Here is a 24041-nt window from a genome sequence, read left to right on the forward strand (position 1 = left end):
AAAGTTAGAACAATGGAAACAAGAATGTTATTAAAAGATGAATCCCTTTGGAACAGAATTCAGGGATTTTCATTAGACGCTCCTGATGCTGATTTTCCTTTTTCGAAAAAGCTGGCAAAAGAAGAAAACTGGAGTCTGGATTTTACCCGAAAAGCCATCGAAGAATACAAAAGATTTGTTTATCTCTGCTGCATTCTTCCCAACGGAGCTTCCCCCAGCAAAATCGTGGATAAAGTATGGCATATGCATCTGATCTATACCCAAAATTACTGGGAAGAATTTTGTCCGGATGTTTTAAAAAGAGCTTTGCATCACCATCCGTCTAAAGGAGGTACTAATGAAAATCATAAACATAAGCACTGGTTTACAGACACCCTGAAAGGATACAAAGAGATTTTCCAGGCCGATGCCCCAAAGGAAATCTGGTTACATCAAGAGAAGAGTCCGGATAAAAGCAGTTGGTGGAAAAAGTTTCGCGTCATTCCTTTATTTGGTCTTTTTTTTCTGCTGGCCTCCTGTTTTGGGGAACTGGTCATTACCCTTACTTCTATATTCATTTCACTATTTGTCGCTTTTCTCTTTGGAAGTCTTATGAACATCATTCAGACGAACAAAGATAAAAAAGATGGTGATTCCGGGACAAGCTGTGGTGGGAGCAGTTGCAGCGGCGGAGGCGGAGGTAGCTGTGGCGGCGGTTGCGGCGGTGGATGTGGCGGATGCGGAGGTTGTGGTGGGTAAAAAAGCAGATCACTTTAAAAATAATCATCATGAAAAAACTAATCATTCATTTCATTCCGGTCGGGATCAGTTTCCTATGGCTTGCCGGAGATTTTGGAACCCTTAATCCGATTACCTTAAAAGGGCCTGAATTCCTAAAGTTTTATTTAGTTCTTATACTCGGATTTTACCTTTCCGTTTTTATCTTAAAATTACTGAAAGAAAGCGTTTCTAAAACAACCTGTTATTATATACTGTTCATCTTTTTGCTCGGAATCATCAAGTTAATCAGAGGAATATGGCTGGAAAAACCAATAGGTTTTTTAGTCATAATATTACTAGGGGAGTGTATTGTAACACTGTTATTTATATTACCTCATTTCAAGAATAAAATAAAATACTAATATCAAAAAAAAGAAACCCGAAACAAAGTTGCTTCGGGCTTATTATATCTTGAGTTGTTATTACTCTTTATTTTCCTGTTGAATCCTTATTACGAAATGACACCGCTTCCGATAAGTTCTTCGTCAATGTACCATGATGCAAACTGTCCTTCAGCAATTGCAGACTGAGGTTCTTCAAACTCTACATAAAAAGCGTTTTCAAACTGGTAAAGCGTTGCTTTCTGCAAAGGCTGTCTGTATCTGAATCTGGCCATTACTTCCATAGATTCTCCATTTTGAAGCCTCATATCTTCACGTACCCAGTGCAGTTCTGTATTGTCAATTTTTAAAGCTTTTTTGAAAAGTCCCGGGAAATGGTTTCCTTCTCCTACAAAAAGGATGTTGTTTTCCATATCTCTGGAGATGATAAAACAGCTTTCTTTGTGGCCTCCGATACCAAGACCTTTACTTTGTCCGATCGTGAAAAACTGAGCACCCTGATGCTTTCCGATTACTTTTCCGTCGGATTTTTTATAATTGATTTTCCTTGAAAGGAATTCCAGTTCTTCTTCTTTGGATGAAAATGCAGGCTGTTCTTCAGCAAACAAAGGTGAATCTTTGAAAATTTCTACGATTTCCCCTTCATTTGGCTTCAATTGCTGTTGTAAAAACTGCGGTAGACTTACTTTCCCGATGAAACACAATCCCTGAGAATCTTTTTTGTCAGCGGTTACCAAACCGATCTCCTTTGCAATTTCTCTTACCTGAGGCTTGGTAAGCTCTCCGATAGGGAATAAGGCTTTTGACAATTGATCCTGGCTCAGCTGGCAAAGGAAATAAGACTGATCCTTATTATTGTCTTTTCCGGCCAGAAGATGGAAAATTTCTTTACCGTTTTCGTCAAAAGTGGAGTTTACCCTTGCATAATGTCCTGTAGCTACCTTATCAGCACCTAAAGACATTGCCGTCTTCATGAAAACATCGAATTTTACTTCTCTGTTACACAAAACATCAGGATTCGGAGTTCTTCCTTTCTGATATTCATCGAACATATAATCTACGATACGTTCCTTGTAAAGCTCACTCATGTCGATCACCTGGAAAGGAATTCCAAGCTTTTGGGCTACCATAAGAGCATCATTACTGTCCTCTATCCAGGGACATTCATCTTCTAGTGTTACCGAAGCATCATTCCAGTTTCTCATAAACAAAGCCACTACTTCATGGCCCTGCTGCTGCAGCAAATAAGCTGTAACGCTTGAATCTACACCTCCGGAGAGGCCTACTACTATTTTCATTTTTTTCAATTTTACGAAACTCTTAACGGGAGTTCTTAGTTTGATGCGGCAAAAATACAACTAAAAAAGTCGTAAAAAAACCATATTTTTAAACATTGATAAAAACGATTTTAATATCAAAAGTCATTACTAACGTTTTTTCAAGCCTGAAAAGAGGGCATCATTTTAAAACCAAATAAAGATCTATATATGAAAAAGTTTATTATTTCCATGATGCTGATCGTCTCAGGATCAGTGTTTTCTCAGGTTTCAATAGGAACACCCTCACAGGGGAATAACCGTTGGACTTTCGGAGGCGGAATTGGTTTAGGATTTGGGAGCAACAGCTCATTTAGCCTTCAGGCCTCACCAAGAGTGGGGTACAGACTTACCGATGATCTTGAAGGGGGAGTAGCCGGCAGTGTGACATGGCAAACCTCTGATTATCATTCGTCCACCATGTTTGGGGTAGGCCCGTTTGCCAATTATTACTTTGCGAGATCATTTTTCCTGAGTGCTAATTTTCAGCATTATTTTATCAATTATAAAGACAAATTTTTCGATTATAAAGAGAGTAGAGAAGAAAATGCCCTCTATTTGGGAGGAGGTTATATGCAAAGGATTGGGAACAATTCTTTTATGCAATTGGGGTTGATGTATAATGTACTTTGGAAAGAAAGATCGAGTGTATTCTCTAGCGGATTGGTCCCTAATATCGGTTTTGTCGTGGGATTGTAAGAAGTATTCCTTTAATTTAAGGATACCAGAACGGGTATCTGGAATTTATAAAAAATGAAAAGCACCGGAATTATTTCCAGTGCTTTTTTATTGCATTATCTTAAAAGGAGCTTATGTTTATTGAATGATCGCCCACATAGAGCCACCCATCGTAAACCATTGGCCATGAACAAGGGGATTTACATAGCCATTGAGATCAGGAATTAAAGGACCGTTGCACATTTGCCCCATGGTATAAGGTCCGCCTACCCCTGCTCCTATTGGATTCTGAACCGAAAACTGGATCTCTGTCCAGCTGGTAGCATGATTGAAAAGAAGGGGCAGTGGAGTTGGTGTTGCCGGATATACTCCATTGATAGACCAGGCATCTATAGTAGGGGTATCAGGATAATTGGTGTTCGGATCACTGGCAGAATTGAGATCCTTATAAAAGGCCTCAGCAGGTGTTATTCCTCCATCAGGAGAAGAAGGAAGGAATAAGGGCATTGTTGTATTGGCAGATTGTATATAAGGACTGCAATTTCCTATTGTATTGGCAGAATTTGATTTTACAAGGTTAAATACCATTGTATACTGGCTGTAGTTCTGTATATAAATACTTTGTCCGGATTGAGCAGAAAAGCAATAAGAAACAAGAGATGCCGCAAATAAAAATAACTTTTTCATAATTTTTTAGTTTTTAGATTTGTTGTTCTGATTGATCAATTTGTTGTAATCTCCGTAGACTTGTACTGCCCAGGTTAATATTTTTTCTCTGTCACCTCCGGTCTGTCTTTCAATTTCCCTTGCAGAAACGCCCGTAGAAGCAATCAGTTCCTTTGCGGCGGGAATAAGTTTATCTTTCTTGTAATCACTAAGCTCCATAGAGTTTGTTCGTGATACCGAAGCGGGTTCTTTTTCCAGCACAACGGTTTTCATGGCGGTGTTGAACCTTTGTACAGCTTCCGGTTTTGAAATTTCCGGATTGTTACCATTGGTGGCTAAAGTTTCATTGGTGCAGGAAATAATACTAAGTAATGGAATACTTAAAAGTAAAATTGCTTTTTTCATTATTATTTTGATTTTAATGTGTGATAAAATTAAAAAAAATTATCAATTAATCCTTATTTGGTGAAAAAAATAAACTTACTGTTTTGAATGGATTAAAAAAAAGCACCGGAAGTAAAATTTCCGATGCTTTTATTATCATTAAATTATTTATTGTCTTACGATTGAGACGATTTTTCAGTTGTTTTCTTCGCTTTCTGCGTTTTACCAACCAATCCGTCTTTTGCCTCATTAAGGTCAAGAACTACGGTTTCACCTTCGTTCAGTTGTTTATTCACAAGCATTTCGGCCAGTAAATCCTCAATGTACTTCTGGATGGCTCTCTTCAATGGTCTTGCACCGAAGTCTTTATCCCATCCTTTTTCAGAAATAAAGTCTTTGGCTTCTTCAGTCAGTTCTACTTTATATCCTAGCTTTTCAAGTCTGCCATAAAGTTTGTTCAGTTCAATATCAATGATTTTCTTGATGTCATCCTGTACAAGAGAGTTGAAGATCACAATATCATCAATTCTGTTTAAGAACTCAGGAGCAAATGCTTTTTTAAGGGCATTTTCAATCGTACTTCTCGCTCTTGAGTCTGAAGTCGTTTTCTTCGCTGAAGTTCCAAATCCTACACCATCTCCGAAATCTTTAAGATCTCTTGTTCCGATGTTGGACGTAAGAATAATGATGGTATTTCTGAAGTCGATTTTTCTACCTAAACTGTCGGTTACGTGTCCTTCATCAAGAATCTGTAACAAGATATTGAACACATCTGGGTGAGCTTTTTCAATCTCATCCAAAAGAACCACAGCATAAGGTTTTCTTCTTACCGCTTCAGTAAGCTGACCTCCTTCTTCGTATCCTACATATCCCGGAGGCGCTCCTACCAATCTTGATACGGCAAATTTCTCCATGTATTCACTCATGTCGATTCGGATCAGAGACTCATCAGATTCGAAGAGTTCTCTCGCCATTACTTTGGCAAGCTCCGTTTTACCAACCCCGGTTGTTCCAAGGAAAATAAAGGTACCAATAGGACGGTTAGGATCTTTAAGACCGGCTCTGTTTCTTTGAATTGCCTTAACAACTTTCTTCACAGCGTCTTCCTGACCGATCACTTTTCCGTTCAGTTTTTCATCCATCTGAGCTAATTTATCAAGCTCATTTTTGCCCACTTTCGTTACAGGAACTCCACTCATCATAGAAACCACTTCCGCTACATTTTCTTCCGTTACGGTTTCTTTTTTCTCTTTTACATCCTTATCCCATTTCTCCTGAGCTGCATTCAGTTCCATCTGAAGACGTTCCTCCTCATCCTTAAGCTTTCTTGCCTCAAGATAATCCTGAGCTTTTACCGCCTTTTGTTTCAATTCCTTAATATCTTCGATTTTCTTTTCAAAATCAATGATCTCAGTAGGAACTTTCATGTTTTTGATGTATACTCTTGAACCTGCTTCATCCATGGCATCAATCGCCTTATCCGGTAAGAAACGGTCTGTAATATATCTTGATGTCAGATTGACACACGCTGCAATGGCTTCCGGAGTATAAATTACATTGTGATGCTCTTCATACTTATCTTTGATCTGATTCAGAATCTGAATAGTTTCGTCAATAGAAGTAGGTTCCACCATTACTTTCTGGAATCTTCTTTCCAAAGCTCCGTCTTTTTCAATATACTGACGGTATTCATCCAGTGTAGTGGCCCCGATGCATTGAATTTCTCCTCTTGCCAAAGCAGGTTTAAACATATTGGATGCATCTAAACTTCCTGTAGAACTTCCTGCACCTACAATAGTGTGAAGCTCGTCAATAAATAAGATGACATCTCTGTTCTTTTCCAGCTCCGTCATGATGGCCTTCATTCTTTCTTCAAACTGACCACGGTATTTTGTTCCCGCAACTAAACTTGCAAGGTCCAAAGTGATCACTCGTTTTCCATAAAGAACTCTGGATACTTTTTTCTGTTGAATTCTTAAAGCAAGGCCTTCCGCAATCGCAGATTTACCAACTCCCGGCTCCCCGATAAGAAGTGGGTTGTTTTTCTTTCTTCGGGATAAGATCTGAGAAACTCTCTCAATTTCTTTTTCACGACCGATTACAGGATCCAATTTTCCATCTCTGGCCAAAGAAGTTAAATCTCTACCAAAGTTGTCCAATGTAGGGGTTTTACTTTTCGCTGAGCCTAAATTTCCTGTAGGCTTTCTCATTTGCTCAAATTCCTCTCTTTCATCATCGTCATCATAAGCACTCATTTGTGGTGACTGCCCGGAATTTTTAAGCATCGTCTGGTATTCTCTTGAAACTCCTTCGTAGTCGATGTCATAAGCTCCCAGAATATTTGAAGTAGGATCCTCATATTTATATAGAATGCCTAAAAGCAGGTGAACGGTATTAATTTCATTGCTCTTATATTGACGACATTCTAACTCTGCACGTTTAATAGCATGATCTGCCATCTTGGTGAAAGAAATATTGGTAACCTCCTCAGAAATAGGATTTAGACTTGCTGTATTTAAAGTTTCAATTTTTCTTCTGATTTGTGTTAAATCCGCATTGAGGTTTTGAAGGATTTCTTTTGCAGAGTTTTCCGTTTTTATAATACCTAAAAGTAGATGTTCTGTATTAAGAAATTCACTTTTCAGCCTCTTAGCTTCGCTTTTGCTTTGTTTGAACACCTGGCTCAAACCTTGTGAAAACTTATAATCCATAATATATCTCATTAGAATAAAAGCAACGTTGCTTTTTATTCATTATCTAAATTACAAATATTTTACCAAAAATCAATTAATGACTTTATGGCAGTAAAAAATTTTATTATCTTCTTGAAAATGATTAAGTTTGTTATCCTTAAAATTGCCTCATGAATCCTGAAATTACTACTTATATCGGATATTCTGCTTCAGTTTTTATCGTGCTGAGTTTCATACTGAAAGATGTACGAAAAATCAGAATAGTTAATATGATAGGATGTATCTGTTTTGTCATCTATGGCTTCTTTTTTAGTGAGCCGTTATGGCCGGTAATCATCCCTAATGGGCTGATTTGTTTCATTCAGGTGTATCATTTAATCGCTGGAAAGAAAGATTCATGAAGAAAAAAGTACTGGTTTCAGCCTTCAGCAGTCTGTATACGGATCAGAGAATAGAAAAAGTATGCAAAACGCTATTTGATCACGGGTATTCCATTGATCTGATTGGGAATGACTGGGGAGGAAATGAGAAAATGGAACGACCTTATCCTTTTTCCAGAATAGGTCTTAAGTCTAAAAGCCTGAAAACAGCTTATTTTGAATTCAACTGGAAACTTTACGGTGTATTGAAGAAAAAAGCTGACAAAGACACCATTCTTTTGGCCAATGATATTGATGCACTTCTGCCAAATTATCTCATTTCCAGAAAACTGAATATTCCGCTGGTCTTTGACAGTCATGAAATTTTTACGGAAATGCCTGCTATCCAAAACAGATTTTCACAGAAATTCTGGCGAATAGTAGAAGGAAGCCTAGTGCCTAAAGTGGAATTTATGATGACGGAAAGTGAAAGCTATGCAGAATGGTTTCATGAAAAATATAAAGTAAATCCTGTTGTTGTAAGAAATATTCCCCGAAAGATAGAATCTGTTCCCGAGTTTCCGGATAATAAGCCTAAAATAATTCTTTACCAGGGAGCCATCAACCAATCCAGAGGAATTGAAAAAATGATCATAGCTATGCATCATATAAAGGATGCTGTTTTCAAGATCGCAGGGGATGGGCCAAAGAAAAAAGAATATGAAGAACTTGTGGCTAAGGAAAAACTTCAGGATAAAGTATTTTTTCTGGGAAAACTGAAACCGGAAAACCTTCGCGAAGTTACCAGAACAGCAGATGCGGGTTTTAGCCTCGAAGAAAATAACGGGGTAAGTTATTATTATTCTTTACCTAATAAAGTCTGTGATTATATTCAATCCAGAGTACCGCTTGTAATGATCAATTTTCCTGAAATGCAGCGCATCAGAAATCAGTTTAATGTAGGGGAAATGGTGACCGATCATCACCCTGAAACGATTGAAAGAGCTATTAATTTAGTGCTGGAAAGAGGAAGAGGATATTACCGAAGCGAACTTGACAAAGCGGCAGACGTTTTCTGCTGGGAGAATGAGGAGAGAAATATCCTGCAACTTTTTGAAAAAGCAGCCCATAAATAATTTTTACAAAATTGGTTATCTTTGCATAAAGAAATTTGATTAAAAATGACCATTAAAGAAAAACAACAGGAAATAATCGACGAGTTTGCGTTTCTTGAAGATTGGGAGCAGAAGTACGAGTACATTATTGACCTTGGAAAAGAACTGAAAGGCTTACCTGAAGACAAGAAAACAGATGAAAACCTGATTAAAGGATGCCAGAGCAAAGTTTGGATTGATGCTGAGTTTAAAGAAGGCAAGCTTTTCTTTAATGCAGATTCGGACGGGATCCTGCCTAAAGGCATTGTTTCTCTTTTAGTAAGTATCTATAGTGGGCATCCCACTCAGGAAATTCTGGATTCTGATTTCAATTTTATCGGAGAAATAGGATTGCAGGAGTTTCTTTCGCCATCCAGAGCCAACGGACTGATGGCAATGACCAAGCAGATCAAGTTTTATGCAGTGGCATACCAACTGAAATCATAGCCGTGACCAGAATTTTAGCATATCGTTTTTCCGCATTCGGAGATGTTGCGATGACAGTACCTGTTTTCAGAGAATTTCTGGAGCAGAATCCTGGTGTGGAAATTATTATGGTCTCCAGAAAAAATTTTGAAGCTTTATTTACCGGACTTCCCAATGTAAAATTCAAAGGAATAGATCTTGATGATTATAAAGGGTTCTTTGGATTGAGAAGGCTGAGCAACGAACTGATCCATGAGTTTAATCCGGATTGTATTGCCAATCTGCATGATGTGATCCGGACCAAGATTTTAGACAAGATCTATGTGAGGAAGGGATTAAAGGTCTTCAAAATAGATAAGGGAAAGGAAGAGAAAGAACACCTTACGGACGTATGGAACCTGGAAAAAGTCCAGCTGAAAAGAACCGTAGAGCGCTATGCTGATGTGTTTCGTGAAATGGGATTCAAAGTAGAACTTTCCAATCAGCTTAGACCGCTTTCAGGCCATAAATCAGGGATTGGATTTGCCCCTTTTGCCCAGCACAAGGGAAAAATGCTTCCGTTGGAAAAATCGTTTGAGCTAGCCAGAATTCTCGCTCAGAAACACACGGTATATTTCTTTGGAGGCGGGAAACAGGAAACAGAAACCCTGCAAAAATGGGAACAGCAAATTCCTAATACTAAGAACCTTTCAGGAAAACTCAATCTTACCGAAGAGCTCAATAAAATTGCTGAACTGGAGGTGATGATCTCGATGGATTCTGCCAATATGCACCTGGCAAGCCTTGTGGGGACGCGATGTGTTTCCATTTGGGGAGCGACGCATCCTTATGCCGGATTTTTAGGATTTGGGCAGAAGGAAGAAGATGTCATTCAGGTGGAAGATCTTACCTGCAGGCCTTGTTCTGTATTTGGAGACAAGGATTGCTACAGAGGAGATTGGGCATGTCTTGAGGAGTTTGATATTCAGAAAGTGGTAGACAGGATTAATCTCTGAAAATAATAGCAACCATCTCTTTGGCTTTAGCAAAATCCGAATGTTTTTTTTCCAAAATGTTCTTTCTGTTTTCAAAAGAATCATAGTCTTTTTCGGCTACAGTAATGATCTGTTGACGAATTTCTTCTTTGGCAGAGCCATACAGGCATAAACTGATCAATGCGGGATCATCTGTGATATTTTCGTTGATAATAACAAACCGACTGTTGTAAAGGCTGTTGAATAGCTTCACTTTGGTTCCGGAATTCTGATACGAAAGCAGAATATTGGCGTGAGCCTTTTCCAAAAGAAGATGAAGATTTTCTGTAGTCTGAATAGGAGACAGGCTGATATTTTCAACAGCTGATATTCTCTTTTTAATATCTTCACTGGCTCTGTCCGAGGCCACGATAAGGCGATACTGCGGAAGATCTTTAAATAAATCAATGGTCTCATTCAATGCCCTTTTGTTGTCTGCGGTGGTGAGGTCTCCATGAAAAAGAAAATAATCTCCTTTCTTATCTAATGGCTTTACTGAAATATTTCCGTGGAAAATAGGAATCAATTGCGCATTTTTTGAATAAGCTTCCACTTCATGAAATTCTTTTTCCGACAGGCAGAATACGGAGGTAAACCTTTTTAAAAGCTTTTTCTGATACCTGACAAATTTTATAGATTCGATTTTGTAAATAACCTTTTTAAAGAGGCTTTTTTCTGATTGCGAAAGCCCTTTATAATACTCTGCTTCATTGTTGTGATAACGTAGGTATAATGGCTGTTGATAGCTCTTCAGATACTCAATAGCAGAGGTTGTTTGCAATCCTTCAAATAATACGGGAGCCGGGTTCTGCTGCAGGTTTTTAAGAAGCGTTTCCGAATTCCTTATTGCTGCTGCGAAAGGCACTCCTGAAAAATATAGTAAAGGATTCTTTTTCTTTTGATAAAAAAATAGATTTTCCGTACAATCTTTCACTTCCGGATCAATAGTCTCAGGAATCTGATCCACAAAACAATGAAGGTGAATTTTTACCCCAGCTTCAGATAAAGCTCTTATCTTATAATATACATCAATAATTCCACCGTAAGAAGGCGGGTAGGGATAATTGAATGATATGACATGAAGCTGCTTCAAAAAGAAAATATTTAACGTTGTAAAGTGACAAAGATAAGAATATCACCAATGGATTAAAGAAAAAAACTCCCCATTGTCTGAGAGTTTTCGGGTTAAGAGATTGAGGTCTCTTTATATGCGAAATGCTTTGTGTGAGCTAAATTTTTATTCCGGATTTCTATTTTGAGCTATCTTTTTTTCTAATGCGATATAAGTCTCTTTTGTTTTTTCATTGATTAACTTTATATATTCTCCTGATCTATCTATTTTCAGAATTAATGGTGTGTTATTTTTATGATTTTTAAGGATAAGAGATTGCTTTTTGATTTCAAAAGTAAAAATTTCTTTTTTCAATACAGTCTTGACATTAGAATCCTTTATGGAATGATTGATGAGCTTAACTTTTTCAGAGGGATAATTCTCCTGATAAAAGACCTTTTTTTCACCGATAAAAATAAAAATCTTTGAATATGCCTCCTCAGGATTAAGATACTCGAGGTTTTTAGTATTTAAAGCACTTTCAAATCTTCTGGCATTATCAAAATTTGGATCTACATTGTCTGAATTTTTTGTAATCACTGCTTTTTCAACACTTATTTGAGAATAAATTTTTGAAAAAGATAAAACAAAAATGAGGAATATATATAATGGTTTCATGCAGAAATATTAATCAGGATAAAAATAAAAAAATCTCCCGATTTCTCTGAGAGATTTTGGTGAGTTCTGAATGGGGTTTGAACCGGACTGGTCTAGAATTTAATATAAAAAGTGTCTTGCAATTTTTACTTAAAATCTAATTGTTTTCCTTTCCTTGCTTCAGATAAAAATTATTTTCTAACGGCCTCTATGGCTTTTAGATAAGCCTGCATTTCTTTAGCATAAAAGCTGGACCACGTTTTTCTTTTGTACTCTTTATTGGTTTTTCTGTCCAAAATAAAATATCTCTTTCCCGAAACATTTTGAGATTTGCCAGTAGCCCCATTGAAGCTGCTTGCGGTCTCCCTTTCATAATCCATGATATAACGGTATTTGTCAAGGTCACTGTATTTGTCTTTGATTTCGTTTTCTGTAGCCAGAACATATTCTCCGGTATAATTGGCAAACTCTTTTTTCACATATTTGTCATAGCTGCCTCTCTCTTTCAATACTCCCACTAAGGTAAAGCTTTCAGATTTCATGTCTGGAGGAATTTCCCCGGATTCAACGGTGATTTTATTGGCTACTGAACCTGTACTTGCACAGGATTGTAGAGTAGTAGAAAGAATGGCAATACTAGCCATACCCATAATTAATGCTTTCATGTTTATTATTTGTTGCAAATATATATTCTTTCACTCAATAAACAAGATCTTGTAAAATTCTGGGAACCGAATGAAGTAAAAAATTGAATGATGCTTAAGTCCGTGCCAAATTTAAATGAATATAAAGCAAAAAAAAATCTCCCAGAAATCTGAGAGATTTTTTGTGGGTCCTGAGGGATTCGAACCCCCGACCCTCTGGGTGTAAACCAGATGCTCTGAACCAACTGAGCTAAGAACCCGAATTTTTTTTAAAGGTTTCGTTTCCTTTCTGTGGGTCCTGAGGGATTCGAACCCCCGACCCTCTGGGTGTAAACCAGATGCTCTGAACCAACTGAGCTAAGAACCCGAATTTTTTTTAAAGGTTTCGTTTCCTTTTCTGTGGGTCCTGAGGGATTCGAACCCCCGACCCTCTGGGTGTAAACCAGATGCTCTGAACCAACTGAGCTAAGAACCCTCTAGACTTTTTTATTGTTTTCTCGTTTAGAGTGGTGCAAATATACAACTTATTCTTTAAACTCTAAATTTTTTTCTAAAAAATCTCCAACAACAAAGTTGCTTCCGCCAATAAAAATCATTTCTTCGTTTGTACATCGTTCTTTTGCAGATAGATACGCTTCCTGTACGGAATTAAAAATTTTATAAAAAATTTTCGCCTCCTTAAGTAGATATTCATAATCTTCGGGATGCCTTCCCCTGTTGATGGATGGTTTGGCAAAATAAAACTCAGAATTTTTAGGAAGCAAATTCATTACTTCATCTATTTTTTTGTCATTGACGAACCCCAAAATGATATGCTTGTGCCTGTCAATTGAATTTAATTGCGAAAAAACATACTCCAGACCTGCCTGATTATGGCCCGTATCACAAATGGTAAGCGGATCTGTTGAAAACTCAAACCAACGACCGATGAATCCTGTATTTTGATGAACCTTTAATAAACCATTCTCCAGAGCTTTATCAGAAATATTGATTTGCAGTTTTTTCAATTCTTCAACTATCGCCAGAACAACACGGATGTTTTTCTGCTGGTAATTTCCCTTCAGGTCAGAAGAAAGATGGGTTTGGATGAGGGTAGCGTCTATAAAAGGAGCATTTTCCTGAAGAGCCTTCTCCCTCATGATATTTTTTACCGTCTCATTGTCGTCACCGGAAATGATCGGAATATGATTTTTAATAATTCCAGCCTTTTCAGCAGCAATCTCTTCAATAGTATCTCCTAAAATATTCTGATGATCCAGCTGCACGTTGGTAATGGCAGAGAGCAATGGTCTGATGATATTGGTAGAATCCAGTCTTCCGCCTAATCCTACTTCAATAATGGCGAAATCTACCTGCTGCTGATAGAAATATTCAAAAGCCATAATGGTGGTAAACTCAAAAAACGACGGGCGGATGTCTTCCGGAATATTTTTAAGTTTTTGAATAAAATCAAAGACAAATTCTTTGTTACAGTTTTTTCCGTTGACCTTGATGCGCTCTGTAAAGTCAATAAGATGCGGTGAATTGTACAGTCCTACTTTATATCCGGCTTCCTGAAGAACTGAGGCCAGCATATTGCTCGAGGATCCTTTTCCGTTGGTGCCGCCAATGTGGATGCATTTTATCTTTTCCTGAGGATTTCCAAAAAAAGCACAAAGTTTTGTAATATTATCGAGTCCCGGTTTATAGGCCTTCTGTCCATCTATCTGATAGTTGGGCATCTGTACGAAAAGCCAGTCGATTGCTTCCTGATATTGTTCATTTGTCATGGTACAAAATTCCCAAAAGTTTTTTTAAAATAAAATATAATTTTTCAATCTGTAACTTTTTTATATTTAATTCGTCTAATATTGAAAAATCTTAATATGAAATCGCCGTGATAGGCAAGTACAGATACTGATGAAGATGACGCGATTGCATATGACCATTAAACAACAAATAAACATCTACATAATATGAAAAAAGTTTGGATCATCGTTTTTGGATTAGGTTATCTGGGTTTAAGCGCTCAGAAGAAATGGTCCTTAAAAGAATGTGTAAGCTATGCAGTGGAGCATAATCTTCAGGTTATCCAAAATCAATATAACAAACAATCACAGGAAGCCAATCTCAAAATTGCCAAAAAGGGGTCTTTGCCATCTGTTTCAGGAAGTCTTGGGAATACGGTGAGTTTCGGACAGACGTCTTTCGGTACGGGAAGTTTAAGAAATGACCGATTCAGTAACAATGCGAGTCTTTCAGCAGACATTTTGGTGTACAACAATGGAAGGCTGGAAAAGACTGTCAGAAAAAGCCAATATGACCTGGAAGCAAGCCAGTATGATGTAGAAACCATCAAAAATGATATTTCACTACAGATCGCTCAGCAATACCTGACTACACTTTTGAATAAAGAGATTGTAAAGATCTCTGAAAGTGCAGTGTCCAATGCTCAAAAGCAATTTGACAGAGCCAAGATAACCACTACAGTAGGAACAACGGCACAAACTGTGTTGGCAGAAGCGGAGGCAGCACTGGCAAGAGAAAAACAGAATTTAAAAACTGCTGAGGTGAATGTAGGGCGAAGTTTATTTGCTTTGGTTCAGCTTTTACAGTTGTCAGAATATAAAGATTTTGATGTAGAGGATGTTTCAGTTCCGGATCAATTGGCTCCGGAGATTAAATCGGTGGATGATGTTCTGACGATTGCTTATCAGTCTCAACCGCAGATAAAAGCTGCAGAAAGCAGAATTCATTCTGCAGAAGCACAAACGGAAGTTTCAAAAACAGCTTTCTGGCCTACCGTGACGGCGAGTGCCGGGATAGGAACTTTCTATAACAACCTTTTAAATACGGATAATGTTGGAAGTGCACTTATGTATGTTAAAGAAAAAGGCTTTTTCCAACAATATAATGATAACTTCGGACAGCAGGCGAGCCTTTCTGTCAATATCCCGATTTTCAATAAAGGGATTACGAAACTGCAGGTAGAGCAGTCCAGAATCAATGAAAGCATTGCTAAAAATACACTCGAACAGCAGAAACAGACTGTAAGACAGAATGTACAGAAGGCCCAGTTTGATGCAGATGCCAATTATGAAAATTATCTGGCAGCTGTAGAAGCGGAGAAGAGCTCCAAACTGGCTCTTGAGTTTGCAGACAAAAGCTATGCTGCAGGAAGAACGACCATTTATGACGTCAATGTGGCGAGAAATAATTATGCAAATGCACAGGGATCAGTAGCGCAGGCGAAATATAATTATCTTTTCAGTCTTAAACTATTGAATTTCTATGCCGGAATTCCATTAAGTTTGTAAAATGTCTATTCAATCATTAGAAAAATATTTACCACAAAATACACTCAGATATTTAAGAATATGGTTCTCAGATTACTATATTCACATTAAAGTTACGCGAAACAGAAATTCCAAACTGGGAGATTACAGAAAACTTCCGGATAACTCGCATGAGATTACGGTCAATTCCACATTGACTCCACAGCTTTTTTTCTTTGTACTTACCCATGAGCTTGCTCATCTTATCGCTTTTGAAAAATACGGCCGGAGAATCTCTCCTCATGGTAATGAATGGAAAGAAACCTTCAGAAATATGCTTCTTGAAAGCCTTGATGTGTACGACGAAGACCTGAAACCTATCATTGTAAGGTTTTCAAAATCACCGAAGGCCAATTTTATGGCCAGTCCTGATCTTGTAAGGTATTTTCATACTGAAAAACAGGATGATAGCCTTCAGTTTATCGAAGAACTTCAGAAAGGAGAATTCTTTATGTATCGCAACGAAAAGTATTTATTCGAAGGTCTGGTTAAAAAAAACTATCTTTGTCAGAACCTGGCTACTGGAAGGAAGTATTCTTTCAAACCTTTGGCTAGGGTAGAAAAATGTAGCTAAGAATGTTAAAATCAGACAGATACTGCGTTATAATGGCGGGAGGGATCGGAAGCCGGTTCTGGCCAATGAGCACGCAGAAATTTCCAAAACAGTTTCAGGATATTTTAGGAACGGGGCGCACCATGATCCAGCAGACCTATGACAGGATCAGCAAGATCATTCCTAAAGAGCATATATTCGTGATTACGAATAAAGAGTACGTGGCACTTTCTCATCAGCAGCTTCCTGAAGTTCCTGAGGAAAACATTGTGGGCGAACCTCTTATGAAAAATACGGCAGCTTGTAACCTGTATATGGCAAACAAAATTGCTGAGATCAATCCGGATGCTACCATGATTGTACTGCCGGCAGACCATCTGATCCTGAAAGAAGATGTGTTTTTGGAAAAAGTGGAGCTGGCCTTTGAGGTTGCTTCAAAACATGATTATCTGGTGACGCTGGGGATTACTCCTACAAGACCTGATACCGGATACGGATACATCCAGTTTGTAGAGAAAAAAGGATCAGAATATTTTAAAGTAAAAACATTCACGGAAAAACCGATTCTTGAGATTGCACAAAGCTTTTTAGAAAGCGGTGATTTTCTTTGGAATGCAGGGATATTTGTATGGAATGTAAAAAGTATTCATCATGCTTTTGGACTATATCTTCCTGAAATGATGCAGCATTTTATGGCTTGCGAGTACAATTCGGAGAAAGAAAACAACTGTATCGAATTAATTTATCCAAAAGTTCAGAAAATTTCGATTGATAACGGAATTTTAGAAAAGGCGAAAAACGTATATGTAATTCCATCAGATCTGGGGTGGAGTGACCTTGGAACCTGGACTTCTGTGTATGAGAATACCGAAAAAGATGAGGATGGAAATGCTGTAAAGCTGAAACATTTATTAGCTTACAATTCAAAGGGAAACATTATCCGTTTAAAAAATAATAATAAGGCAGTGATCATCGACGGCCTTGAAAACTATATTGTTGTAGATACGGATAAGGCACTTCTGATCTGCCCTCGTGACAACGATCAGTTGATTAAAGACTATGTTCTTGATTTAAAGAATTTTAAAAAAGGGGATAAGTTTATGTAATATTTGGTATATTTTCTGCTGATTTTAAAATTATGATTAAAGCCGCCACCCGATTTTTCATTTTTATATGTTTACTTTCAGGAGTTTTGGGATATGCCCAGAACAAGAAAAAGTTTGCAAGTATTCCGAGTATTTTACAACAGATCAACCCTGATGACAAAATTGGCTCATGGGTATTGGTGTACAATAATTATGGAAAAGGGGAGGAAGTGAAAACTTCCGGAGGAAAGCTGAGTTATACGCCTCAGTTTTCAGGATTTAATCTGTTTCCAAGTGAAGACAGTTTTTATTATATCGCTTATTCAGAAGGAGGGAAGATCAATTATATCCTTGATATGGATGGGCTTAAAAGGTTTATCGGAAAGATAGACAACGCTCAGGAAGCTGCTGTAATGCTGGCTTCAGAAGGATACGTTGTAGATGAAGAATTTAAAGATCTTGCCGGTAATTATCATGAAGATTCATCGAATTATTATCTGGATTTAGGAAAAGTAACTTCAAAAGAATGTCCTTATCAAAAGACCCACTATACTCTGACTGTAAATAAAGCAACGGGTAAAGTGACTCAGACGAAAGATAACGGGACCTACATCGAGCTTTATAATAAAAAATGTGCTAATAACCCGAGACTTTTAAAAATCGAAAAAAAGGAAGAACCCAAAAAAGATGAGCCTAAAAAAACACCCAAACGCAGATAATACTTATGAGACTGAGCGATTAATACTTCGCCCGATGTCTCCTCGTGAAGACCGCGATTTTATTTTTGAACTTTATAACAGGCCTAAATTTATTCAACATATCGGAAACCGTAATGTGAATAGTATTGAAGATGCTGAAAACTATATCCTGAACAGATTTGTTCCACAGATTGAAAGACTCGGATTCGGAAACTATCTTCTGGTGACGAAAGAAGGCAACGAGAAAATAGGAGCTGTTGGGATTTTTGAAAGAGAGGGGCTAGACGTCGTAGATATTGGCTATTCTTTATTGGAAGAGTTTGAAGGAAAAGGATATGCTTTTGAAGCCGCCCAAAAGGTAAAATCCATTGGAATGGATGATTTTGGATTATCAAAAATATCAGCCATCATTTCCCAAGACAATCTTTCTTCTCAGAAACTGATCGAAAAATTAGGTTTGAGATTCCAGAAACTGGTTACTCTTCCCGGAGAAACCGAAGAACTTAACTATTACGAAACCGAATAAAACAGATATAAAAAAGCTTTCACAAATAACCTATAGATTTTAAATCGTGTTATTGGTGAAAGCTTTTGTATTATTTGTATTTCAAAAATGATTATCCTTCCAGAATCTGGTCAGCAGCTGTTTTGGAAGTCACTTTCTCAATCACTCTTGTACAGACTCCGTTTTCATCAAAAATGAATGTAGTTCTTACAATTCCCATATAGGTTTTTCCGAACGTCTTTTTTTCCTGCCAAACGCCGAATTTTTCAATGACATCTCTATTTTCGTCAGCAATAAGATCATAAGGAAAGGCAAATTTGCTGTGAAAATTCTTTTGTTTCTTCACAGAGTCACCGCTTATTCCCAATAGCTGAAATCCCGCTTTTTTAAGCTTCGAATAATTGTCGCTCAGATTACAGGCTTCTACCGTACAAGTTGGCGTATTCGCTTGCGGGTAAAAGAAAATAACCAGTTTTTTCCCGATTAGTTTTGATGAGGTTACTGTTTCTCCGTCTTGATTGAGACCTTCAAATTCAGGTAATTTATCTCCAACTTTCAGCATAATAATTTAATTTTGTTCAAATTTAAGGGTAAAATGACAAAAAAGCAAAGAGCTGAACTCGTTCAGACAGAACTGGATAAATTATATCCTACCACACCTATACCACTGGATCATACCGATCCCTATACATTAATGGTTGCCGTAGCACTTTCTGCACAAACCACAGATAAAAAGGTAAATCAGGTGACGCCTGATCTCTTCGCCGTTGCAGGAACTCCACAGAGAATGGCAAAACTGGAAGAATTTGAGATCAAAGAACTGATCAAAGAAATAGGACTCTCCAATACAAAGGCTAAAAACCTGAAAAGAATGGCCGAACTTTTATTAGAAAGGCATAATGGTATTGTTCCGCAGACTTATGAAGAATTAGAGGCGCTTCCGGGTGTAGGACATAAAACGGCTTCAGTTGTAATGAGCCAGGGATTCGGTTTTCCCGCTTTTCCCGTAGATACCCATATTCATCGTCTGATGACCCAGTGGAAGCTTACCTCAGGGAAAAATGTAGTAGAGACCGAGAAAGATGCCAAAAAGTTATTCCCTGAAGAAGTATGGAATAAGCTTCACCTTCAGATCATTTTCTATGGAAGAGAGTATTCTCCGGCCAGAGGGAAAGGGGAGAAGGATTTTATTACCAAAATGATGTTTGAGAAATAACACCGTTTTATCTTAACGCATAGGTCGCAAAGATTTATAAAAACTATATTAAAAACAGTTCGCAACGGCACTTCGTTCAGCTAAGACAATCATTTCCTTGCTGAGTGAAACACCCTTGCGAACTCAAAATAAAACACAACCAATTATTGGCTCGTGAATGCTGCGCTTATTTTAAATGAAATGACAAGGTTTTAGGATTAAAAGTCCAATAACCTTCTATGGTAATTGATCTGTCCCAAATGATAGTCTAAATGAGCAACCAGGTGAATTAAAAAATAACCTGTTGACATTTTACCTTCGGAAGGAATACGTGAATATTCTTTTTTCAGATCCTCTTCAGATAATTGGCTTAATACTGTGTCAATCATTGCTGCTGTGGCAGTAACTTTTTCAATGAGTTCAGTTTTGGGAACATTTTTTAGTGAAAATTCCAGATCACGTTCTCTTACGTAGCCTGTATTTCCAAGCTGTTCACCTATGAAATGATTAAGGTTTCCTACCAAATGAAGACATAAGTTTCCTGCAGAATTAGAGATGTTTTTATCTGTTATCCAAAGGTTTTCTTCTTTCTGATAAGCTTCAATTTCTTCTTTTAATTTATTTAAATCTCTATTGTAAAGAGATTTCAGGCTTTCTATGATCATAGCTTTTTATTGTATTACGGTTTTAAAATATCCTTTGAAGTGCTTGTCAACCAGACTGTCAATGCTGCATTTATAATCTATAAAGCCATAAATGCTGTCATTTTTGCTGAACTTATTCTTGTTGAGAATCAGTTTTTGATTTAAAGCAGTTGTTTTAATAAAATGGACTTCATTTTTTAGTGCTTTAGGATTAATATCTCTGATTCTGAATTGATTGTTGAATACCTGAACAAGAACTCCGTTCCCGAAATATCCGTTATTATTGTTCAGCCATATTTCTAATGTATCTTTCCTGTATAAGGCTTTACATTTATAATCATCAAACATAATATTTTTCTGAAAGTGATTGACATCATAATAGCTGGCGACCTGGGTGATCAGAGCAGTTCTTGTTTTACTCTCAACGATTTCGCTGTTATATAACTTTAACTCAGGATATGCTGAAAGAAGTTGTATAGTGTCGTTAGAAGATAGATGCTTATCAACGATAAATCTCTCGAAATTTTCATTTTTTTGACAGCTTAAAACGGTCAATGCAATCCCTGTAAAAAATAAAAATAGTCTCATAAGAAACTATTTTTGTTTTTTCGCCCAAAGCTCCATCTTTCTGTTCAGAACGTCCAGAGGAAGACATCCCTGGCTTAGAACTTCATCGTGGAAACTTGCCAGATTAAACTTGTTTCCAAGCTCTTTTTGGTACTTTTCTCTCAATTCGCGGATTCTTAAAGACCCGATTTTATAGCCTAAAGCCTGGCCTGGCATGGCCATATATCTCTCCACTTCTGCCACAGCAGCTCCTTCATCATAAGAAATGTTGCTCAGGAAATATTTGATAGCTTCTTCTCTAGACATTTTTCCGGTGTGAAGACCTGTATCTACTACCAGTCTTACGGCTCTCAGCATCTGATCACTTAAATAACCCATTTTCTGGTACGGATCTGTATATAGCCCGAATTCAGGTCCTAAAGTTTCACAATAATGTGCCCATCCCTCACCATAAGCTCCAAACCATCCGAATCGCATGAACTTTGGAAGTTTGGTGTTCTCCTGCTGCAGGGAAACCTGATAATGGTGTCCTGGGATTGCTTCGTGAAGGAAAAGAGATTCCATTCCGGAAGTAACATTGAATTTCGTTGGATCAGGAAGCGGAACATAGAAAATTCCCGCTCTTTTTCCATCCGGAGTTCCCGGAATATATTCTGCGCTGGCACTTGCTTCTCTGAATTTCTCCGTTTGTCTGATCTCAAACTTTGTTTTCGGAGTGACATTGAACATGGTTTTCAGCTTCGGAGTGATTTTCGCCAAAATACTGTTGAATCCGTTTAAAACATCCTTAGACGTTTTATAAGGCATTGCTTTCGGGTCTGTTTTCACATGAGTGATAAACTCTTCCAGTGTGCCGGAGAAACCAACCTGCTGTTTTACCTTTTCCATCTCTGCACGAAGCATAGCGACCTGCTGCTGTCCGATCTTATTGATCTCTTCAGGAGATTTTTTAGTCGTTGTCCAGGTTTTTACGTAATAGCTGTAAATTTCATTTCCGTTAGGAAGACTGTTGTATCCGTCGGTATCTCTTCCTTTTGGTAAATATTCTTTCTCAAGGAATGTTCCCATTTTGGTATAAGCAGGAATGATTTTCTTAGTGATCGTTTCCTTATATTGTGCTGCAAACTTATCCTTCTGAGCCTGAGTGAAGTTTTTTGGGAAATTTTTTACCGGTCCGTAGAAGATATTTTTTTCCATATCCGGAGTAATGATTTCTTCGGCCTTCATCTGAGGAATCATTTTGATCACCAGCTTTTTAGGAAGAACGATTTTATTATTGATCCCTTCACGGAAATTATCTGCCGCAGCATCCATCCATTCCGGGAATTTTTCCATTCTTTTAAGCCAGTCGCTATAGTCCTTTTCAGTTTTGAAAGGTTGGCTTCCCTGTCCGCTTCCATACAGAGGAAAACTAAGTGGAAGACCTCCGAACTGAGTGAAAGGGATGTATTCAGGATGATAAGCATAGGCCTCAATCTTATCTTTCAGGGTATAATCCAGAACGTCATAGACTACTTTGTCTTCGTCAGAAAGTGATTTGTAATCTACGTTGTCAAGTTGTTTCTGTACAGAATTGTAAAAGGCGACTTCTCCGGAGATAAAGTCTTTGTCTATATTGATCGGAAGCTGGTCATTGTATCTGGTATCTCCCTGGGCCGTAGCTTCCAGAGGATATAATTTGAGATACTGCTCGTAATAATTGGATGCTATAGAATCCAGATTACTGGGCGTCACTTTGGTGAGAGGGGAATCCGACTTTTTGCACGAGGCAAGGCCGATCATCAGTCCCAGCCCCAGAATACCTTTTGATAAAATGTTTTTCATTTTCAGAAACTTTATGAAACAAAATTAAGTATTATTGGGAGATTCCGACCCATTGTCCGAATTGATTTTAAAAAATAATTTTCAAAATCCTTTTCACATTAAATCAATTTTTTATCTTTGTCTAAAACGTTTAACAATCATATTATTACAGTTCTTTTTTAAGAAAAATGAAAGGGATTTTAAAAATTTACCATCCGGACGAAACGCTAAAATACAATATCAGAAATACTTATTGTAAGGCAGTTTACAGCAACCAGCAACATTTTTTAGAGGTTGAAATTATAACGGATGACAGTTTGGATCACGTAGACGATGATTCATTACAGTACAACTTTCCACAGCTATCACTTGAAATTTTCGATTTTCCTATTGAATCGACGGAGATAGAAGGAAAAACCATCAAAATCAGTGATTCTGACGAAGAAACCTACACAGAAGTAGACCTTTTCGATGATGAAGAGGCTTATATCTATGACAATGAGCTTCTTTTCGAGAAAAATGAAGACGGAGAGCTTCAGGTGATCTGGAAGGGAACCATTGATGATTTCTATACCGGATCAGAAACTCCGCTTCCTTTTAGGTTAAAATGCGAATTCAAGCAGGATGATATAGAAGTAGACGAAGATTAATAGCGTCTTTCATTCTTTTTTATACTCAATTTCTTTTCAAAATTTCTTTTGGAAAGAAATTTGCTGTTTACAGATCATAACAAAATTTAAGTTGTTTTTAAGCAATTTTTAAGATATCAATTCATAATATTCCACTACATTTGTCGTTGAAACTTTAATAAAATTCACATTTAATGCTGTTAACGGAACTTTCTCAGATTTTATTTGCACAAATTGCTACACCAGCAGTTGCTACAGACAATTTAGAATTTTCATTTTGGAAGATCATGTTCCACGGAGGGGCTTTCGCTAAAATAGTGATGGTAACCGTATTGCTGTTGGGCGTATTTTCTCTGTATCTGTTTTTTGAAAGATTCTTCTTTATCAAAAGGCTGACTTCCAAGACAGACTCCAACTTTATGAATAATATTGAAGACTTCATCAAAGCCGGAAAAATAGAAGCGGCATCCGATTATTGTAAGACTCAGAATTCTCCTGAAGGAAGAATTTTAGAAAAAGGAATTTCAAGATTGGGACGTCCTGTTTCTGATATTGTAAGTGCTATGGAGGCTCAGGCTCAGGTAGAAGTGGCAAATATGGAGAAAAACCTGAATCTTTTGGCTGTTGTTCCGAGTATCGCACCGATGTTGGGGCTTTTGGGTACGGTAATAGGGATGATTATTGCATTTTTCAACCTATCTCATGCAACGGGATCTTTCTCTCCTAAAACACTTTCGGAAGGTATTTATACAGCATTGGGACAAACGGCGGTAGGTCTTGCGGTGGCTATTCCTGCAAACTTCTGCTACAATATTCTTTTGACAAGAATTGATAAGTTTGTCTTGAAAGCTCAGAATATGTCAGGAGAATTTTTAGACCTTATCAACAAACCTTTATAAATCTTTCT

General features: G+C 37.5%; 27 protein-coding genes and 3 tRNA genes. 15 read left to right on the top strand and 15 right to left on the bottom strand.

Annotated elements, in window-relative coordinates; genetic code table 11:
* The first annotated feature begins 12 nt into the window (after positions 1–12).
* Together AC106K_RS21475 and AC106K_RS21480 are read left to right on the top strand one after the other, a co-directional pair.
* Positions 13–738 (top strand): glycine-rich domain-containing protein, encoded by a 726-nt coding sequence (locus tag AC106K_RS21475; protein WP_482447486.1) that lies wholly within the window; start codon positions 13–15, stop codon positions 736–738.
* A 29-nt stretch (positions 739–767) separates the two neighbouring features.
* On the top strand, positions 768–1121 hold the full coding sequence (locus AC106K_RS21480) for a hypothetical protein (RefSeq protein ID WP_482447487.1): 354 nt from the start codon (positions 768–770) through the stop codon (positions 1119–1121).
* Positions 1122–1210: 89 nt separating this feature from the next.
* Here AC106K_RS21480 and mnmA read toward each other — a convergent pair whose 3' ends face one another.
* Positions 1211–2398: a tRNA 2-thiouridine(34) synthase MnmA gene (gene mnmA / locus AC106K_RS21485; protein ID WP_482447489.1), complete on the bottom strand. Its 1188-nt coding sequence runs from the start codon at positions 2396–2398 to the stop codon at positions 1211–1213.
* Positions 2399–2587: 189 nt separating this feature from the next.
* Between mnmA and AC106K_RS21490 the strand changes: the two genes are divergently transcribed.
* Positions 2588–3115, top strand: coding sequence for a hypothetical protein (locus tag AC106K_RS21490; RefSeq protein ID WP_482447490.1), 528 nt, complete (start codon positions 2588–2590; stop codon positions 3113–3115).
* A 117-nt stretch (positions 3116–3232) separates the two neighbouring features.
* Here the strand turns inward: AC106K_RS21490 and AC106K_RS21495 are convergent, their stop codons facing one another.
* From AC106K_RS21495 to AC106K_RS21505, 3 genes are all read right to left on the bottom strand, one after another.
* Positions 3233–3781: a hypothetical protein gene (locus AC106K_RS21495; RefSeq protein ID WP_482447492.1), complete on the bottom strand. Its 549-nt coding sequence runs from the start codon at positions 3779–3781 to the stop codon at positions 3233–3235.
* A 6-nt stretch (positions 3782–3787) separates the two neighbouring features.
* On the bottom strand, positions 3788–4165 hold the full coding sequence (locus AC106K_RS21500) for a hypothetical protein (RefSeq protein WP_482447493.1): 378 nt from the start codon (positions 4163–4165) through the stop codon (positions 3788–3790).
* 155 nt (positions 4166–4320) lie between these two features.
* Positions 4321–6855 carry an ATP-dependent Clp protease ATP-binding subunit gene (locus AC106K_RS21505; RefSeq protein ID WP_047095066.1) on the bottom strand — a complete coding sequence of 845 codons (2535 nt, stop codon included), beginning with the start codon at positions 6853–6855 and terminating at the stop codon, positions 4321–4323.
* 152 nt (positions 6856–7007) lie between these two features.
* On the opposite strand from AC106K_RS21505, the gene AC106K_RS21510 reads away from it, so the two are divergent.
* From AC106K_RS21510 to AC106K_RS21525, 4 genes are read left to right on the top strand one after another with little or no spacing between them, the layout of a single operon-like run.
* Positions 7008–7238 carry a hypothetical protein gene (locus AC106K_RS21510; RefSeq protein WP_047095065.1) on the top strand — a complete coding sequence of 77 codons (231 nt, stop codon included), beginning with the start codon at positions 7008–7010 and terminating at the stop codon, positions 7236–7238.
* Complete coding sequence (locus tag AC106K_RS21515) at positions 7235–8332, top strand: glycosyltransferase (RefSeq protein ID WP_482447494.1); 1098 nt, start codon at positions 7235–7237, stop codon at positions 8330–8332. Before AC106K_RS21510 ends, AC106K_RS21515 begins: the two co-directional genes overlap by 4 nt.
* Before the next feature lie 45 nt (positions 8333–8377).
* Positions 8378–8797 (top strand): SufE family protein, encoded by a 420-nt coding sequence (locus AC106K_RS21520; protein WP_482447495.1) that lies wholly within the window; start codon positions 8378–8380, stop codon positions 8795–8797.
* Between the two features lie 2 nt (positions 8798–8799).
* Positions 8800–9771, top strand: a complete 972-nt coding sequence (locus AC106K_RS21525) for a glycosyltransferase family 9 protein (RefSeq protein WP_482447496.1) — start codon at positions 8800–8802, stop codon at positions 9769–9771.
* Here the strand turns inward: AC106K_RS21525 and AC106K_RS21530 are convergent.
* From AC106K_RS21530 to AC106K_RS21560, 7 genes are all read right to left on the bottom strand, one after another.
* The gene (locus tag AC106K_RS21530) at positions 9761–10882 is read right to left on the bottom strand and encodes a hypothetical protein (protein ID WP_482447497.1); all 1122 of its coding nucleotides are present in this window, start codon (positions 10880–10882) and stop codon (positions 9761–9763) included. The genes AC106K_RS21525 and AC106K_RS21530 overlap by 11 nt on opposite strands.
* 144 nt (positions 10883–11026) lie before the next feature.
* Positions 11027–11518 (bottom strand): hypothetical protein, encoded by a 492-nt coding sequence (locus AC106K_RS21535; protein WP_482447498.1) that lies wholly within the window; start codon positions 11516–11518, stop codon positions 11027–11029.
* Between the two features lie 170 nt (positions 11519–11688).
* Positions 11689–12162, bottom strand: a complete 474-nt coding sequence (locus AC106K_RS21540) for a hypothetical protein (protein ID WP_482447499.1) — start codon at positions 12160–12162, stop codon at positions 11689–11691.
* 164 nt (positions 12163–12326) lie between these two features.
* Positions 12327–12401 (bottom strand) — tRNA-Val (locus AC106K_RS21545).
* A 32-nt stretch (positions 12402–12433) separates the two neighbouring features.
* Positions 12434–12508, bottom strand: a tRNA-Val gene (locus AC106K_RS21550).
* Positions 12509–12541: 33 nt separating this feature from the next.
* Positions 12542–12616, bottom strand: a tRNA-Val gene (locus AC106K_RS21555).
* Positions 12617–12665: 49 nt separating this feature from the next.
* Complete coding sequence (locus tag AC106K_RS21560) at positions 12666–13910, bottom strand: bifunctional folylpolyglutamate synthase/dihydrofolate synthase (RefSeq protein WP_482447500.1); 1245 nt, start codon at positions 13908–13910, stop codon at positions 12666–12668.
* A 186-nt stretch (positions 13911–14096) separates the two neighbouring features.
* Between AC106K_RS21560 and AC106K_RS21565 the strand changes: the two genes are divergently transcribed.
* The 5 genes from AC106K_RS21565 to AC106K_RS21585 are packed head-to-tail and all read left to right on the top strand — an operon-like array spanning position 14097 to position 18317.
* Complete coding sequence (locus AC106K_RS21565) at positions 14097–15437, top strand: TolC family protein (RefSeq protein ID WP_482447501.1); 1341 nt, start codon at positions 14097–14099, stop codon at positions 15435–15437.
* A gap of 1 nt (position 15438) precedes the next feature.
* Positions 15439–16029: a SprT-like domain-containing protein gene (locus AC106K_RS21570; protein ID WP_047095057.1), complete on the top strand. Its 591-nt coding sequence runs from the start codon at positions 15439–15441 to the stop codon at positions 16027–16029.
* 2 nt (positions 16030–16031) lie between these two features.
* A complete protein-coding gene (locus tag AC106K_RS21575; RefSeq protein ID WP_482447502.1) occupies positions 16032–17114 on the top strand; it encodes a mannose-1-phosphate guanylyltransferase in 1083 nt (360 codons plus the stop codon).
* A gap of 32 nt (positions 17115–17146) precedes the next feature.
* Entirely contained in the window at positions 17147–17812 is a 666-nt protein-coding gene (locus AC106K_RS21580; protein WP_482447503.1) for a hypothetical protein, read from the top strand.
* Positions 17781–18317, top strand: coding sequence for a GNAT family N-acetyltransferase (locus AC106K_RS21585; protein ID WP_482447504.1), 537 nt, complete (start codon positions 17781–17783; stop codon positions 18315–18317). The genes AC106K_RS21580 and AC106K_RS21585 overlap by 32 nt, the downstream gene beginning before the upstream one ends.
* A gap of 91 nt (positions 18318–18408) precedes the next feature.
* Here AC106K_RS21585 and bcp read toward each other — a convergent pair whose 3' ends face one another.
* Positions 18409–18858, bottom strand: a complete 450-nt coding sequence (gene bcp / locus AC106K_RS21590) for a thioredoxin-dependent thiol peroxidase (protein ID WP_482447505.1) — start codon at positions 18856–18858, stop codon at positions 18409–18411.
* Positions 18859–18891: 33 nt separating this feature from the next.
* On the opposite strand from bcp, the gene nth reads away from it, so the two are divergent.
* Complete coding sequence (nth, locus tag AC106K_RS21595) at positions 18892–19512, top strand: endonuclease III (protein ID WP_047095053.1); 621 nt, start codon at positions 18892–18894, stop codon at positions 19510–19512.
* A 197-nt stretch (positions 19513–19709) separates the two neighbouring features.
* Here the strand turns inward: nth and AC106K_RS21600 are convergent, their stop codons facing one another.
* Genes AC106K_RS21600 through AC106K_RS21610 form a run of 3 tightly spaced genes read right to left on the bottom strand, consistent with a single transcriptional unit; the run spans position 19710 to position 22526 of the window.
* Entirely contained in the window at positions 19710–20156 is a 447-nt protein-coding gene (locus AC106K_RS21600) for a DinB family protein (RefSeq protein ID WP_482447506.1), read from the bottom strand.
* 6 nt (positions 20157–20162) lie between these two features.
* The gene (locus tag AC106K_RS21605) at positions 20163–20723 is read right to left on the bottom strand and encodes a hypothetical protein (protein WP_482447507.1); all 561 of its coding nucleotides are present in this window, start codon (positions 20721–20723) and stop codon (positions 20163–20165) included.
* A gap of 6 nt (positions 20724–20729) precedes the next feature.
* The gene (locus AC106K_RS21610; protein ID WP_482447509.1) at positions 20730–22526 is read right to left on the bottom strand and encodes a DUF885 domain-containing protein; all 1797 of its coding nucleotides are present in this window, start codon (positions 22524–22526) and stop codon (positions 20730–20732) included.
* Between the two features lie 167 nt (positions 22527–22693).
* Between AC106K_RS21610 and AC106K_RS21615 the strand changes: the two genes are divergently transcribed.
* Both AC106K_RS21615 and AC106K_RS21620 read left to right on the top strand, forming a co-directional pair.
* Positions 22694–23155 (top strand): hypothetical protein, encoded by a 462-nt coding sequence (locus tag AC106K_RS21615; RefSeq protein WP_482447511.1) that lies wholly within the window; start codon positions 22694–22696, stop codon positions 23153–23155.
* 173 nt (positions 23156–23328) lie between these two features.
* Positions 23329–24033 (top strand): MotA/TolQ/ExbB proton channel family protein, encoded by a 705-nt coding sequence (locus AC106K_RS21620; protein WP_047095050.1) that lies wholly within the window; start codon positions 23329–23331, stop codon positions 24031–24033.
* Positions 24034–24041 lie beyond the last annotated feature (8 nt).

It is taken from the genome of Chryseobacterium sp. FR048 (genome assembly GCF_056844665.1).